Origin of the sequence: Allomuricauda sp. F6463D, from assembly GCF_023015965.1 — a bacterium.
In the GTDB taxonomy this organism is placed as follows: Bacteria; Bacteroidota; Bacteroidia; order Flavobacteriales; family Flavobacteriaceae; genus Flagellimonas.
Genome location: NZ_JALKAN010000002.1, coordinates 996,548 through 1,011,047, shown reverse-complemented (window position 1 = coordinate 1,011,047; position 14,500 = coordinate 996,548). Strand labels below are relative to the sequence as shown.

Genomic DNA, 14,500 nt, shown 5'->3' with positions numbered 1-14,500 from the left:
AAGATTATGCAATCTTATTGGCGACTGCACAAATACCCGATACTTTTTGCTATCGCTTGTATTTTATTCTATTGGAGCTTTGCATATAACTTGGTTCGAACGGATTATGTCAAATTGTTCATGCTTTTTGGCGCACTTTTTTATCTGTGCCACAAACTCATCCAATTCGAAAAATGGAACTTTAAGTTTCTATTGGTCATTGGAATCCTTTTTCGGTTGGTATTCCTAATTGCCGTACCAAACCTTTCCCAAGATTTTTACCGTTTTATTTGGGACGGCGAACTCATCAAAAACGGTATCAATCCGTATCTGTACACGCCCGACCAAATTATATCTCAGGGCACCGTTTTCTTTGATACCATGCAGGAACTTTATAAAGGCATGAGCACTTTGAACGCTCGGCACTATAGCAATTACCCTCCTGTAAATCAATTGCTCTTTGCTTTCGCTACAATCTTTGGAGGTGGAAGTGTAATGGGCTCCATGATTGCCATGCGTGTTATCATCATCTTAGCAGACTTGGGCACCCTCTATTTTGGAAGAAAACTACTTCAGAACCTAAACAAGGCCAACCACATGGCTTTTTGGTATTTTCTAAATCCCTTGGTGATCATAGAATTGACCGGTAATCTTCATTTTGAAGGTGTAATGCTCTTCTTTCTTGTTTGGTCTCTTTATCTGATATCCCAAAATAAATGGCAATGGGCAACCCCTTTATATGCCTGCTCCATCATGGTAAAACTGATACCGCTACTATTTTTACCGATCTTTCTAAAATATTTTCGTCTAAAAAAAAGTGTCTTTTTTTACATACTTATATTGTTGGGATGTGCAGCCTTGTTACTTCCTTTTTACTCACCTGTTTTTATAGACAATTACTCGAAGACCGTCGGATTATGGTTTTCCAATTTCGAATTCAACGCTGGTATTTATAACGTAGTAAAGAAAATTGCTGTCTCCTACTATGAAGCGAAACCTTGGGAACTTATAGATTCTTATGGCTCCATACTAACAAGGGCTATCATTATTATTGTGCTTTTATTAGCTTTCCTACGGAGAAATCAAAAACTCGAAAGTGTTATTACAACAATGGTGTTACTACTGGCGAGCTATTATTTTCTATCGAGCACTGTTCACCCATGGTATGTGGTATTCCTATTGGGCATTGCAATCTTTACCAATTATAGGTTTCCCTTGATATGGTCCTGCACTGTTATTTTAAGCTATTACGCCTATTCCAACCCAGAATACAAGGAAAATCTTTGGCTATTGACCATTGAATACATCGTGGTAATCGGCTATTTTGTTTATGAAATGATAGTTAGCAGACCAAAAAAGTTATATTTCTACAAAAAATAACTACAACCCTAATCTAATTCGAATTAATTTGTACATTAGCCCCTGAAATGAAAGGACAACTGTACATATCATCTACTTTGAGCACCACTGCTCCAATCAGTCCATTTACTCCCCGTCGCCGTCGCCCGTAAGGGTGCAATATAACTATTGGAAATAGGTGAGTCCATTTCCGCAAAACCTCCGAATACATTTCTCAATTTTTACAGAACAATCGCTCGCAATGGAAATTATTGTTGCTAACGAATCACATTTTAAATACGCACAAATCATAAGTGATACCATTACCGAATCGGCCAAGGTCCGAGGTACAGGTATTGCTAGACGTACGCCTGAATACATTATAAAACGACTCCAAAATGGAAACGCCATCATAGCTTTGGATGGTGATAAATTTGCTGGTTTCTGCTATATAGAAGTCTGGGGCAACAAAGACTTTGTGGCCAATTCCGGATTAATAGTGCATCCTGATTATAGAAACCAAGGACTGGCAAAAGAAATCAAGAAAGCCGTTTTTAATCTCTCAAGAAAAAAATTCCCCGATGCCAAAATCTTTGGTATCACTACAGGATTGGCCGTAATGAAGATGAATTACGAATTGGGCTATAAACCTGTAACCTTTTCAGAACTTACGGACGACCCAGAATTTTGGAAAGGCTGCCAAACATGTAAGAATTTCGATATTCTTACACGAACCGAGAAAAAAATGTGTCTTTGCACAGGAATGTTACACGACCCAAAAGCACAAAAACAAAAAACTGAAAAAGTAAACAAAAAGGCCTTTAAAAGATTGAAAAGTATAAAAGAAAGCCTTTTTCTTAAAAAGAAACAAAAATAAATATCCGTTCGAGCGCAGTCGAAAACGTTCGAATTGACCTTAACATATAAAGAATCAATAAAATGGAAAAATTAGTAATAGCCTACAGCGGCGGATTGGACACCTCATATTGTGCAAAATATCTATCTCAAGAAGAGGGATTCGAAGTACATGCAGTAAGTGTAAATACGGGCGGTTTTAGCAAAGCTGAAATCGAAGATATTGAGGAAAAAGCTCTCGCGTTGGGTGCCACTTCTTATACCTCAATTGATGCTGTTTCCACGTTCTATGACAAGGTGGTAAAATACCTCATCTTCGGAAATGTGCTCAGGAACAACACCTACCCACTTTCCGTAAGTGCAGAAAGAATTGTACAAGCCATTGAGATTGTGAACCATGCCAAAAAGGTAGGGGCCAAATATATTGCCCACGGCAGTACAGGAGCAGGGAATGACCAAGTACGTTTTGATATGATATTTCAAATACTTGCTCCCGAAATTGAAATTATCACCCCTATCAGAGATAAAAAATTGGCAAGGGAAGAAGAAATCAACTACCTGCAGCAAAACGGTATTGACTATTCTTGGGAAAAAGCCAAATATTCCGTCAACAAAGGATTATGGGGAACATCAGTTGGAGGAGATGAAACTTTGACCTCGCATTTATCCTTACCAGAAAGTGCCTATCCAAGTCAACTGGAAAAAGAATTGCCCAAAGAATTGAAACTTACTTTTAAAAATGGTGAGTTGGTCGCTCTGGACGATAAAGAAGATACTCCTGTGGCGAACATAGAAAAGTTATCGGACATAGCATCCAAATATGCCATTGGCAGGGATATCCATGTTGGCGACACCATCATTGGAATCAAAGGTAGGGTCGGTTTTGAAGCAGCTGCGCCAGTTATTATTATAAAAGCACACCATTTATTGGAAAAACACACCTTAAGTAAATGGCAACAATATCAAAAAGAGCAAATGGGCAATTTTTATGGTATGTTGTTACACGAAGGAAACTATTTGGATGAAGTAATGCGAAACATTGAAGCCTTTTTGACCGATACCCAAAAACACGTTTCGGGAGATGTCTTCGTAACCTTACATCCCTACCGGTTTGAATTGAACGGAATTGCTTCCGATCACGATTTAATGAACGCTTCTTTTGGAAGTTACGGTGAAATAAACAAAGGATGGACAGCAGACGATGCCAAAGGATTTATCAAGATTCTGTCCAACTCAGGAAAAATAGCAAACCATGTAAACCAAGATTTATGATCAAGGTAGGAATTATAGGAGGTTCTGGATATACTGGAGGAGAACTGATCAGGATTCTGCTCAATCATCCAAAAACGGAAATAGACTTTGTTTTTAGTACAACACGGGCCGGTAAACCCATCACATCTGCCCATCAGGATTTGTTGGGACAGACAACACTTAAGTTTTCTGGTCAGGTAAATCCTGAAGTGGATATTGTTTTTCTTTGCTTGGGTCATGGAAATTCGACTTCTTTTTTAAACGAAAACCAATTTTCGGCCTCAACAAAAATTATCGACCTGAGCAATGATTTCCGGTTACAGGCCGATTCTAATTTTAACGGTCAACGCTTTATATATGGGCTACCTGAATTAAACAAGTCTGCCATACAAGCTGCAGAAGCTATTGCCAACCCTGGATGTTTTGCCACGGCGATCCAATTGGCACTATTACCTTTGGCAAAAGCAAATTTATTATCAGATGATGCCCATGTAAATGCAGTTACAGGCAGTACAGGTGCCGGGGTAGGTTTATCTGCAACCTCTCATTTTAGCTGGAGAAACAATAACGCTTCTTGGTACAAACCCTTTACACATCAACATTTAGGCGAGATTGACGAAAGCCTTTCCTCTTATGGCAATACCGTTGGGAAATTATTTTTTCTACCAAATCGAGGAAACTTCACAAGAGGTATCTTGGCAACAGCTTATACCAAGTATAATGGCAGTTTGGAGGAAGCAAAAAACTTGTACAGCGACTTTTTCAATAATGCAGCTTTCACCCACATTTCGGATGAACCATTGCATTTAAAACAAGTAGTGAACACCAACCAATGCCACATCCATTTGCACAAACATGATGATTTACTTTTAATCACATCGGCCATCGATAATTTACTTAAAGGTGCATCCGGGCAAGCGGTACAAAACATGAATTTGATGTTCGGCTTCCCAGAAACCGAAGGTCTATTGTTAAAAGCAGGCGTATTTTAAAATAACAACCATGAAAATAGCAATCATAGGAGCAGGTAATTTGGGGTTGTCCATTGCTAAGGGCATTTTGCACAGCAACGGGGCCACCACCATGTATCTCACCAAACGCAATACCGAATCCATCAAAGAATTTGAAAAATATGGAAACGTAACGGTAACTTCGAACAACCGGGAAGCGGTTAAGAATTCCGACATCCTTCTTTTTGCAGTACAGCCTGGTCATTTTGCTGCTATTTTAGAAGAAACCAAGGATCTTCTTACCGAAAAACATGTAGTAATCAGTACCATTACAGGTTTTGGAATCAAGAAAATCGAAGAAATCATTGGAGACGACAAGTTTATCATCCGAAGCATGCCCAACACGGCAATATCCGTTGGTAAATCCATGACCTGTATCTGTAGCAACGAATTGGGCAAAAAACGCACGGACCTTGCCAATGCCATTTTTAACCGAATGGGACATACTTTAGAAATTCCGGAAGAACAAATGCAGGCAGCAACAGTGATTTGTGCAAGCGGGATTGCCTTCTGGATGCGACTGATTCGTGCTACCACCCAGGGAGCCATACAATTGGGCTTTGATGCCAATGAAGCCCAAGAGCTGGCTATGTATACCTGTAACGGTGCTGCAAGCCTATTAATTGAATCCGGCAATCATCCAGAAGAGGAAATTGATAGAGTGACCACTCCAAAAGGATGCACCATTGAAGGTTTGAACGAAATGGAACACCAAGGTTTGAGTTCATCATTGATCAGGGGAATTGTTTCCTCATTTGAGAAAATTAGCGAAATTAGAAAGGGATAGAAAATGAAATTATTTGACGTATACCCACTTTATGATGTTACCCCGGTTTCTGCCAAAGGCATCGAGGTGTGGGATGATAAAGGACAGAAATATTTGGATTTTTATGGCGGGCATGCCGTAATATCCATTGGACACACGCATCCTGTTTATGTTGATCGTATTAAAGCACAATTAGACAAAATCGCATTTTACAGCAATTCCGTTCAGAATCCACTTCAACAAAAGTTGGCACAAAAACTGGGCAAACTGTCGGATTGTGAAAATTACGATCTTTTTATGTGCAATTCTGGCGCCGAAGCCAACGAAAATGCCTTAAAAATGGCCTCTTTCCACACCGAAAAATCAAAAGTCATAGCTTTCAACAATGGTTTTCATGGAAGAACTTCGGCCGCTGTTGCCGCAACGGACAACCCAAGCATCAATGCACCAATAAACAAACAGCAGGCAGTTACTTTCCTGCCTCTCAATGATTTTGAAGCCTTTGAAAAAGCAATTGCTTCTGGTAAACATTGCGCCGTTATTTTGGAAGCCATTCAAGGTGTGGGAGGACTGGACGAACCCACTACGGAATTCTTCCAATTCATCGCAAAAAAATGTAAGGAACATAGCGTGGTCCTAATTGCCGATGAAGTACAATCAGGTTATGGACGAAGTGGTAAATTCTTTGCTTTTCAGCACCACGGCATCGAACCCGATATCATTTCCATCGCCAAGGGCATGGGGAATGGTTTTCCGGTAGGGGGTATTTTGATTCACGAATCCTTTAAACCCTCTTATGGTCTATTGGGAACTACCTTTGGCGGCAACCATTTGGCCTGTGCGGCAAGCCTTGCTGTTTTGGAAGTTTTGGAAAATGAAAATCTTATCGAAAATGCCGCAGATCTCGGAACTTATTTTAAAGAAAAGACCAAGGAGATTCCCGAGATCAAAAACTTAAAGGGAAAAGGATTGATGATTGGATTGGAGTTTGATTTTGAAGTCGCTCCCCTACGTAAAAAATTGATTGTAGAACAACATATGTTCACCGGTAGTGCAAAGAACAAAAAACTATTGCGCTTCTTACCCGCACTCAACATTACCAAAGAACACATAAACTTATTTTTTGAAGCGCTAAAAAAAGCATTATAAATGAAGCATTTTTTAACAGTAAACGATATAGAATCATTACCCAATTGGGTGGATGAAGCAATAAACCTAAAAAAAGACCCATATCAATTTGAAGATCTGGGCAAACATAAGACCGTTTGTCTTTTGTTTTTCAACAATAGCCTAAGAACACGGTTAAGCACACAAAAGGCTGCTATGAACCTAGGAATGGAGGTAATGATCATGAATTTTGGCAATGAGGGCTGGGCGCTGGAATATGGAGACGGTACCGTAATGGACCAAGGCACTTCGGAGCATATCAAAGAAGCAGCAAAAGTAGTTTCCCAGTACGCTGACATTGTTGCCATTAGAGCCTTTGCAGGGTTGAAAAATAAAGAAAAGGACGAAGCAGAAGAAGTTATCAATGGATTTGCAAAATACGCTTCCATTCCAATAGTGAACATGGAAAGTTCCGTGGGACATCCGCTACAGGCTTTGGCCGATGCTATAACTTTGAAAGAAAACGAAACCAAAAAAAGACCAAAGGTAGTGCTATCGTGGGCTCCTCATCCCAAAGCCTTACCGCATGCCGTGGCCAATTCATTTATCCAGATGATGAAGTTACAGGACGTGGAGTTCGTTATAACCCATCCTAAGGGATATGAACTCAACCCTGAAATAACAAAAGGTTGTAAAATTGAACACAACCAAGATATAGCAGTTGAGAATGCGGATTTTGTTTATGTGAAAAATTGGAGCAGTTATTCAAAATATGGAGAAGTTTTGAGCAAGGACACTCAATGGACTATGACCAAAGAAAAATTGGGCAAAGCCAAGTTTATGCACTGTCTACCCGTAAGAAGAAATATGGTTGTAGAAGATGCTGTTTTGGACAGTAGTCAATCATTGGTTGTAGAACAAGCCAAAAACAGAGTGTTTTCAGCTCAAATTGTACTAAAAAAATTACTGAAAAATATTTGAAATGAATTATAATTGTCTTGTAACCCCAAACTTAAATTGTGAATGACAATCACCTGCCAGTATAGGTGGGATTGACTCATTTATAAATGAAACAAACACAGATGAAACAAAAATTATCCATAGTAAAAATAGGCGGTAACCTTATAGAAGATGAAGCAGGGTTTAAGCAAGTTTTGGAGCTGTTCTCCAAAATTAATGAAAATAAGATTTTGGTTCATGGTGGAGGTCAAAAAGCTACTGAATTGGCCAAACAAATGGGCGTAGAGTCCAAAATGGTAAATGGAAGAAGGATCACCAATGCAGAAACCCTAGATATTGCCCTTATGGTTTACGGTGGATTGGTAAGCAAAAAAATAGTGGCCAAATTACAAGCATTGAGAACTAATGCTATTGGTATGAGCGGAGCCGATGCCGATGCCATTAGAGCGCATAAAAGACCAAGAAAGAATATAGATTTTGGCTATGTAGGCGATGTTGATACGGTAAACACCTATGGAATATTCAAGCTATTACAAGCAGGTTTTACCCCTATTTTTTGTGCGCTCACCCACGATGGAAAAGGTCAAATGCTCAACACAAATGCCGATACCATTGCCGCTGAACTGGCCATTGCCATGTCCGACCAGTTTGATACTACGCTCTATTATTGTTTCGAGAAAAAAGGTGTCCTTCAGGATATCAATGATGACAATTCAGTAATTCAACATATTAATTCTAAGGATTACGATGAACTTTTGGCTTATGGTATTATATCGGACGGAATGCTGCCCAAAATGCATAACTGTTTTTATGCTTTGCGCAACCAAGTATCCAAAGTCTGCGTTGGAAACACAAATATGCTTGAAGCAGACAACTCAGATTTTACAACATTGACACTATGAAAATAACGCAAGATATTTTAACTAAGCAAGCCCTTGAACTTCTAAAAAAGCTAATAAGTACACCTTCGTTTTCAGGAGAAGAGGATAAAACGGGTGATGCCATCGAAGCTTTTCTTCAAGGTTTTGGTGTTGAAACAAAAAGGCAACACAACAATATTTATGCATTCAACAAACATTTTGATGAGCGCAAACCCACCCTACTGTTAAATTCGCACCATGACACGGTAAAGCCCAACAATGCTTACACAAAAGATCCTTTTAACCCCCATATTGAAGATGGCAAACTATTTGGATTAGGGAGTAATGATGCCGGTGGATGTTTGGTGTCGCTTTTGGCAACATTTGTCCATTTTTATGAGAAAGAAAGCTTAAGTCACAATATAATAATGGCTGCAACCGGTGAGGAAGAAAATGCGGGGGACAAAAGTATTAGAGCATTACTTCCGATACTACCTCATATTGATGTTGCCATTGTTGGAGAACCTACACTTATGGATTTAGCCATTGCTGAAAAAGGTTTGGTTGTTTTTGATGCCGTAGTGGAAGGAACACCCTCCCATGCAGCGCATCCAAACGACAACAACTGCATATACAACACCATTGAGACCTTACAATGGTTCAAGGATTACAGCTTTGAAAAAGTTTCGGATGCCTTGGGTGAAGTAAAACTTACGGTAACCCAAATAAATGCAGGCAAACAGCACAATGTTGTGCCTGCTCAAGTTAATTTGGTCGTTGATGTTCGTGTAAATGATTGTTATAGCAATGAAGAAATTGCTGCTACTCTACAAAAGGAGGCGCCTTGCAAAGTAACCCCGCGTTCTTTACGGTTGAACTCCTCCTGTATAGACCCGGAGCACGATTTGGTAAAAAGTGGATTGGCCTTGGGCAGAAAAACTTATGGATCACCTACCTTATCCGATCAAGCTGCATTAAGTTGCCAATCGGTAAAACTGGGACCTGGTGACAGCACACGATCTCATTCGGCCAACGAATTTATATTCGTCAACGAAATTGAAGAAGGAATAGATATTTACATTAAAACCTTAACGGGATTTTTACAATAAGCCATCGTTTATTGATAACTGATAATTGAATAGTATGAAACTCTGGGACAAAGGATTCAGCACTGATAAAAAAATAGATCATTTTACCGTTGGCAACGACCGTGAATTGGATTTGGTATTAGCAAAATATGATGTGATTGCTTCCAAAGCACACGCCAAAATGTTGGGTAAAGTAGGGCTGATTACTGAAAATGAAACCAAAGATCTTGTAAAAGCACTGGATTCCATCGCTAAAGATATCCAAAAAGGGATTTTTACAATTGAGGACGATTTTGAGGACATGCACTCCAAAATAGAGTTTATGCTGACCGAAAAATTAGGTGATACTGGCAAGAAAATCCATTCAGCTCGCTCTCGGAACGATCAGGTTCTTGTAGCCATGCAATTGTACCTTAAAGATGAACTCACTGAAATAAAAAGTCAGGTAAAAACACTTTTTGATTTATTGATGAGCCTTGCTGACAAGCACAAAAGCATATTGTTGCCAGGATATACCCATTTACAGATTGCCATGCCTTCTTCCTTTGGACTGTGGTTTTCTGCCTACGCCGAAAGCTTGATTGATGACCTGTATTTTGTACAAGCTGCGCATAAAGTGGCAGACCAAAACCCCTTGGGCAGCGCTGCCGGTTATGGAAGTTCCTTTCCAATAGATAGAAGTTTCACAACTAAGGAAATGGATTTTACTACGCAAAAATACAACGTGGTCGCCGCTCAAATGGGGCGTGGAAAAGTGGAAAAAGCTACTGCATTTGGAATTTCAAGCGTTGCTGCCACACTATCCAAAATGGCAATGGACATATGTTTGTACATGAGTCAGAATTTTGATTTTATCTCTTTCCCCAATGAGCTCACAACGGGAAGTAGCATTATGCCTCACAAGAAAAACCCTGATGTGTTTGAGCTAATTCGAGCCAAATGCAATAAGATTCAATCCGTGCCCAACCAATTGATCATGATCATGAACAATTTGCCTAGCGGCTATCACAGAGACCTTCAATTGGTAAAGGAAGTCATTGTTCCCGCCTTGCAGGATATGCAAGCCTGTTTGGAGATGATGACTTTCAGCCTAAAAGAAATCAAAGTAAACAAATCCATTTTGGACGATCCAAAATATGATTATCTCTTTAGTGTGGACACCTTGAACGAACTGGTAAAAAGTGGTATGCCTTTCCGAGATGCATACAAAACTATGGGCAAAGCGATTGAAAATGGTAATTTTAAACCCAAACGTGATATTGAACACACCCATGAGGGTAGTTTGGGGAATTTGTGTTTGGAGCAGATAAAAGAGAAAATGGAGCAATTCTTCTAATACAAAAGTATTGTTGGCGAGTGTCACACTCGTGCACCGCTCATATAGTTCGTATATAGATGGTATGATTTTTATGGGATACTTTCAATGAATATGGGGGTAAGCCTTCCAAAGTATAGGTCAGTTTATACACTTTATAAAAAACTCATTGATAATTCCATAATTTTACACAACTTAAACACCTATATTTTGATTCATTGTTAAAAATAAAAGTAAATTATTACTTTTACCGCACTAAACTTACAATGATTAAACCAGCCTCTCCCACCTCCGTTTTCGTAGTACTAGCTATGTTCTTTTGTGAGTTTTCTTATGCCCAAAAGAAGAATGCCGATTACAAAATCCATCTATTTAAAACCGCTGAAACATTTACCATAGATGGCAAGGGAGATGAGGCTACATGGCAGAAAGCAGAGGCAGTCCAAGATTTTTTTATGGTGATGCCCATGGATGACCGCAAGGCAACCCAGCCATCTGAGGTAAAAATGGCTTATGATGATAAACATCTCTATCTTTTGGCCACCTTTTATAAAACGCCCGGAAATACTTACGTAGTGGAATCACTCCGTAGGGATTTTTCCTTTGACGGCAACGATAATTTCTTGTGGGTCATGGATCCATTCAACAATCAAACTACGGGATTTAGCTTTGGTGCAAACGCTTATGGGGCACAGCGAGACGGAACTATGTCCAACGGAGGAAACATAGACCTTAATTGGGACAGTAAATGGGTGTCCGAAGTTCAGAATTACGAAGACAAATGGATAGTGGAGATGGCCATTCCCTTTAAATCCATCAGATATGAAAAAGGAGTAAAAGAATGGGGAGTGAATTTTGCTAGGCTAGATCTTAGCACAAACGAAAAATCGAGCTGGACCCCAATACCAAGACAATTCTCCACCTCTTCCCTAGCCTATACCGGAACTATGGTATGGGACAATCCTCCACCCGAACAAGGTCTCAACTATTCCATTATTCCATATGTATTGGGTACGATGGGCAATTCCAGTATTGATGACATTGCCTACAAAGATGAATTTAAAGTTGGGGGCGATGTAAAATTAGGACTCACCTCATCCTTGAATCTCGACCTCACCATCAACCCAGATTTTTCGCAGGTAGAAGCCGACCGACAAGTAGCCAATTTAACTCGTTTTGAGCTCTTTTTTCCTGAAAGGCGCCAGTTTTTCCTAGAAAATGCCGACCTCTTTGCTAGTTTTGGATATGATGAGATTCGTCCATTTTTTTCACGGAGGATAGGTTTGGGCGTACCCATTATTGCAGGTGCCCGTGTGAGTGGCAACATTAATCGAAATCTCCGTTTGGGGGTGATGGACATGCAGACTGACAAAATGGACGAAACGGGACTCCCCAGTCAAAACTTTGCTGTGCTTTCATTGCAACAAAAAGTGTTTTCTCGTTCCAACATTGGGTTGATGTTCGTGAATAAAGAATCTTTAGACTATGACGCCCTCTCGGACAGCTTAAAGACGGAGTACACCAAATTCAACCGAAATTTGGGATTGGAATATAACTTAGCCTCCGCGGACAATAAATACAATGGCAAGGTTTTTATGCTCAAATCTTTTGGACCCGATACTTCTTATAACGGTTTTGCACAGGGGGCCCATTTAGCATATAGTAGCCGTAACTGGAATTGGCGTGCGCAACAGGAATATATTTCGGAGAACTTTGTTTCTGAAGTGGGTTTTGTGCCGCGGAAAAATTACATAAAGTTAGAAGGCTCTGTAGGCTATCAGTTTTTACCTCCAAGTAAAAAAGTCGTAAGCCATGGTCCACAATTCACGGGATTTTATTATTTCAACCCTAATTTTAATTCCACAGATTATGTATCTATTTTTGGTTATGGACTAAACCTTTTGGACCGAAGCTCTTTTAATTTCGATATTTTTAATGAATATGTACATCTTTTGGCCCCTTTTGACCCCACCAACATGGGCAGGGAGCAATTGGAAGCAGGCACACAACACCATTGGAACGGTGTTTATATCTCGTATAATTCGCGTCCCAAAAGCCTTTTTACCTATAATTTGTCCACGCGATTGGGCCGCTATTTTTCAAGCGGTTATCGCACCAACATAAATGCCGAACTAGGGTATCGTTTTCAACCATATGTAAGTTTAGGCGTAAACCTCAGCTACAATAATTTGGATTTGCCAGACCCGTGGCATACCACGGATTTTTGGCTCGTTGGTACCGAAGCCGATATTACTTTTACCAATAAATTGTTTTGGTCCAACTTGTTCCAATACAATGAACAAATCAATAGTTTTGGCATCAACTCCCGACTACAATGGCGCTACGCCCCAGCCTCCGATCTCTTCTTGGTATTCAACAACAACGAACAATTATCCCTATTGGAAGGCAATTTATGGTCGTTGACACTAAAGTTTACCTATTGGTTTAATCGCTGATTGAATTTATTCTTGATGTGATACAATCCGTCAATTCGAAAGAGGCATCCGTACATTCCTCCTTAATCAATTCAAATAAATTTGCGTACTTAACTTCTACAATAAGCATCTTATTAAATACCGCATATGAAAATCATCAAAATTTCTTCTCTGGTACTGGCCATACTTCTTGCTATACTTTGTATAGCGGCTTTACTAATGGGTGGATTTATGCCACTATTTGCCATTGCCTTCGGAATTATTGCCGTTTTCTATGTATTGATTTACATAGCATTAAATAAATTGTCGAAAAGAAAAAACAGAATGCTTTTGTATATAATCTATCTATTGTTCTTAACTCCAATTGTTTGGACGATTATAGATATGGAAGGCCTTTTTGAATTTCTACTCCAAGGTGTAAAAATGGATATGAAATAATCCATACACCAAGTACCTCCATTTTTTTTCGGTTTAAATTCATCAACTTCGGTCAGTTACCAATATAATAATTAAAAAAAAACCACTCCTTTAAATATTATCTGCAATTTAAACCAACCATTATGAATAATTTAAAAATAGTTGTTTGTCTAATGGTTTTAATGTCCATTTTCCTCATTGGATGTGAGCATAACCAAAATACAGCGCCTAAAATGTAAGCTCCCCCAAAAACCGAACTATTTAATATTCTTCAAATTAACCACTTCTTGCTCGGTCAAATGTCTCCAATGGCCACGAGGCAAATCTTTTTTGGTGAGTCCCGCGAAAATAACACGGTCCAATTTGGTAACGGTATAGCCCAAATGTTCAAAAATACGGCGTACAATACGGTTACGTCCGCTGTGTAATTCTATTCCAACTTCGCGCTTTGGAACACCCTGTATAAAACTAACACCATCTACGGTTATGGGCCCATCTTCCAATTCCAGACCTGCCTCAATTTTATGCAAATCCGCCAAACTAAGGCTATTGTCCAAATGCACATGGTAAATTTTACGCACATTGTGTTTGGGATGAGTCAGTTTTTTGGTTAGGTCACCATCATTTGTAAAAAGTAATAGTCCAGTAGTATTCCTATCCAATCGGCCTACGGGCAACAAACGATTGTTCGACGCGCTGGAAATAAGTTCCATTACGGTGCGTCGTCCTTTTTCATCACTTGTGGTGGTGATAAAATTCTTGGGTTTGTTCAGTAAAATATATTCCTTCTTTTCCAAGTTAAGTCGTTTCCCATCAAAACGAACATCATCGGAACGTTTCACCTTAAATCCCATTTCGGTAATCGTCTTCCCATTTACCGTAACACTTCCGGCAGCTATAAATGTATCCGCTTCCCGTCTAGAACAAATACCTGCATTCGCAATGTACCGGTTCAATCGAATTTCATCGGGGTTGGATTTTTTATGGAGAGTGCTCTGTCTTGGTTTTGAGGAGCTTCTTTTGCCAAACGGCTTCTTATTATCTCCTTTTTGGAAGTTCTTGGAAGGTCTTTTACCTTTACTATTGTCTGATTTCGCCATCAGTCGTATTTTTTGTGCA

At 39.5% G+C, this 14,500-nt stretch carries 14 protein-coding genes; 12 read left to right on the top strand and 2 right to left on the bottom strand.

The window, feature by feature from the left end; all coding sequences use genetic code 11:
* The first annotated feature begins 6 nt into the window (after positions 1-6).
* Positions 7-1,359 (top strand): polyprenol phosphomannose-dependent alpha 1,6 mannosyltransferase MptB, encoded by a 1,353-nt coding sequence (gene mptB, locus MWU56_RS12935; protein ID WP_247044968.1) that lies wholly within the window; start codon positions 7-9, stop codon positions 1,357-1,359.
* A gap of 68 nt (positions 1,360-1,427) precedes the next feature.
* On the opposite strand, the gene MWU56_RS16575 is transcribed toward mptB, so the two are convergent.
* Positions 1,428-1,556: a hypothetical protein gene (locus tag MWU56_RS16575; protein WP_262917818.1), complete on the bottom strand. Its 129-nt coding sequence runs from the start codon at positions 1,554-1,556 to the stop codon at positions 1,428-1,430.
* Between the two features lie 23 nt (positions 1,557-1,579).
* On the opposite strand from MWU56_RS16575, the gene MWU56_RS12930 reads away from it, so the two are divergent.
* The 11 genes from MWU56_RS12930 to MWU56_RS12880 all read left to right on the top strand — a co-directional run bounded on the left by MWU56_RS12930 (position 1,580) and on the right by MWU56_RS12880 (position 13,402).
* Entirely contained in the window at positions 1,580-2,194 is a 615-nt protein-coding gene (locus tag MWU56_RS12930) for a GNAT family N-acetyltransferase (protein ID WP_247044967.1), read from the top strand.
* 62 nt (positions 2,195-2,256) lie between these two features.
* On the top strand, positions 2,257-3,444 hold the full coding sequence (gene argG, locus MWU56_RS12925) for an argininosuccinate synthase (protein WP_247044966.1): 1,188 nt from the start codon (positions 2,257-2,259) through the stop codon (positions 3,442-3,444).
* Positions 3,441-4,415 (top strand): N-acetyl-gamma-glutamyl-phosphate reductase, encoded by a 975-nt coding sequence (argC, locus tag MWU56_RS12920; protein ID WP_247044964.1) that lies wholly within the window; start codon positions 3,441-3,443, stop codon positions 4,413-4,415. The genes argG and argC overlap by 4 nt, the downstream gene beginning before the upstream one ends.
* Positions 4,416-4,425: 10 nt before the next feature.
* Positions 4,426-5,220 carry a pyrroline-5-carboxylate reductase gene (proC, locus tag MWU56_RS12915; RefSeq protein ID WP_247044962.1) on the top strand — a complete coding sequence of 265 codons (795 nt, stop codon included), beginning with the start codon at positions 4,426-4,428 and terminating at the stop codon, positions 5,218-5,220.
* Positions 5,221-5,223: 3 nt separating this feature from the next.
* A complete protein-coding gene (locus tag MWU56_RS12910) occupies positions 5,224-6,348 on the top strand; it encodes an aspartate aminotransferase family protein (protein ID WP_247044960.1) in 1,125 nt (374 codons plus the stop codon).
* Positions 6,349-7,287 (top strand): acetylornithine carbamoyltransferase, encoded by a 939-nt coding sequence (locus MWU56_RS12905; RefSeq protein ID WP_247044958.1) that lies wholly within the window; start codon positions 6,349-6,351, stop codon positions 7,285-7,287.
* A 101-nt stretch (positions 7,288-7,388) separates the two neighbouring features.
* Positions 7,389-8,168: an acetylglutamate kinase gene (gene argB, locus MWU56_RS12900; RefSeq protein ID WP_247044957.1), complete on the top strand. Its 780-nt coding sequence runs from the start codon at positions 7,389-7,391 to the stop codon at positions 8,166-8,168.
* Positions 8,165-9,235 carry a M20 family metallo-hydrolase gene (locus MWU56_RS12895; protein WP_247044956.1) on the top strand — a complete coding sequence of 357 codons (1,071 nt, stop codon included), beginning with the start codon at positions 8,165-8,167 and terminating at the stop codon, positions 9,233-9,235. The genes argB and MWU56_RS12895 overlap by 4 nt, the downstream gene beginning before the upstream one ends.
* 34 nt (positions 9,236-9,269) lie before the next feature.
* Positions 9,270-10,550 (top strand): argininosuccinate lyase, encoded by a 1,281-nt coding sequence (gene argH / locus MWU56_RS12890; RefSeq protein ID WP_247044955.1) that lies wholly within the window; start codon positions 9,270-9,272, stop codon positions 10,548-10,550.
* 245 nt (positions 10,551-10,795) lie between these two features.
* Positions 10,796-12,985, top strand: a complete 2,190-nt coding sequence (locus MWU56_RS12885) for a DUF5916 domain-containing protein (protein WP_247044954.1) — start codon at positions 10,796-10,798, stop codon at positions 12,983-12,985.
* Between the two features lie 126 nt (positions 12,986-13,111).
* Positions 13,112-13,402 carry a hypothetical protein gene (locus tag MWU56_RS12880; protein ID WP_247044953.1) on the top strand — a complete coding sequence of 97 codons (291 nt, stop codon included), beginning with the start codon at positions 13,112-13,114 and terminating at the stop codon, positions 13,400-13,402.
* 236 nt (positions 13,403-13,638) lie between these two features.
* Here the strand turns inward: MWU56_RS12880 and MWU56_RS12875 are convergent, their stop codons facing one another.
* A complete protein-coding gene (locus MWU56_RS12875) occupies positions 13,639-14,481 on the bottom strand; it encodes a pseudouridine synthase (RefSeq protein ID WP_247044952.1) in 843 nt (280 codons plus the stop codon).
* Between the last annotated feature and the right edge of the window lie 19 nt (positions 14,482-14,500).

Coding starts and splice junctions, on each gene's coding strand:
- proC (WP_247044962.1), top strand. CDS start 4,426: ATGAAAATAGCAATCATAGGAGCAGGTAATTTGGGGTTGTCCATTGCT.
- argC (WP_247044964.1), top strand. CDS start 3,441: ATGATCAAGGTAGGAATTATAGGAGGTTCTGGATATACTGGAGGAGAA.
- MWU56_RS12895 (WP_247044956.1), top strand. CDS start 8,165: ATGAAAATAACGCAAGATATTTTAACTAAGCAAGCCCTTGAACTTCTA.
- MWU56_RS12880 (WP_247044953.1), top strand. CDS start 13,112: ATGAAAATCATCAAAATTTCTTCTCTGGTACTGGCCATACTTCTTGCT.
- mptB (WP_247044968.1), top strand. CDS start 7: ATGCAATCTTATTGGCGACTGCACAAATACCCGATACTTTTTGCTATC.
- MWU56_RS12885 (WP_247044954.1), top strand. CDS start 10,796: ATGATTAAACCAGCCTCTCCCACCTCCGTTTTCGTAGTACTAGCTATG.
- argG (WP_247044966.1), top strand. CDS start 2,257: ATGGAAAAATTAGTAATAGCCTACAGCGGCGGATTGGACACCTCATAT.
- argB (WP_247044957.1), top strand. CDS start 7,389: ATGAAACAAAAATTATCCATAGTAAAAATAGGCGGTAACCTTATAGAA.
- MWU56_RS12905 (WP_247044958.1), top strand. CDS start 6,349: ATGAAGCATTTTTTAACAGTAAACGATATAGAATCATTACCCAATTGG.
- MWU56_RS12875 (WP_247044952.1), bottom strand. CDS start 14,481: ATGGCGAAATCAGACAATAGTAAAGGTAAAAGACCTTCCAAGAACTTC.
- MWU56_RS12910 (WP_247044960.1), top strand. CDS start 5,224: ATGAAATTATTTGACGTATACCCACTTTATGATGTTACCCCGGTTTCT.
- argH (WP_247044955.1), top strand. CDS start 9,270: ATGAAACTCTGGGACAAAGGATTCAGCACTGATAAAAAAATAGATCAT.
- MWU56_RS12930 (WP_247044967.1), top strand. CDS start 1,580: ATGGAAATTATTGTTGCTAACGAATCACATTTTAAATACGCACAAATC.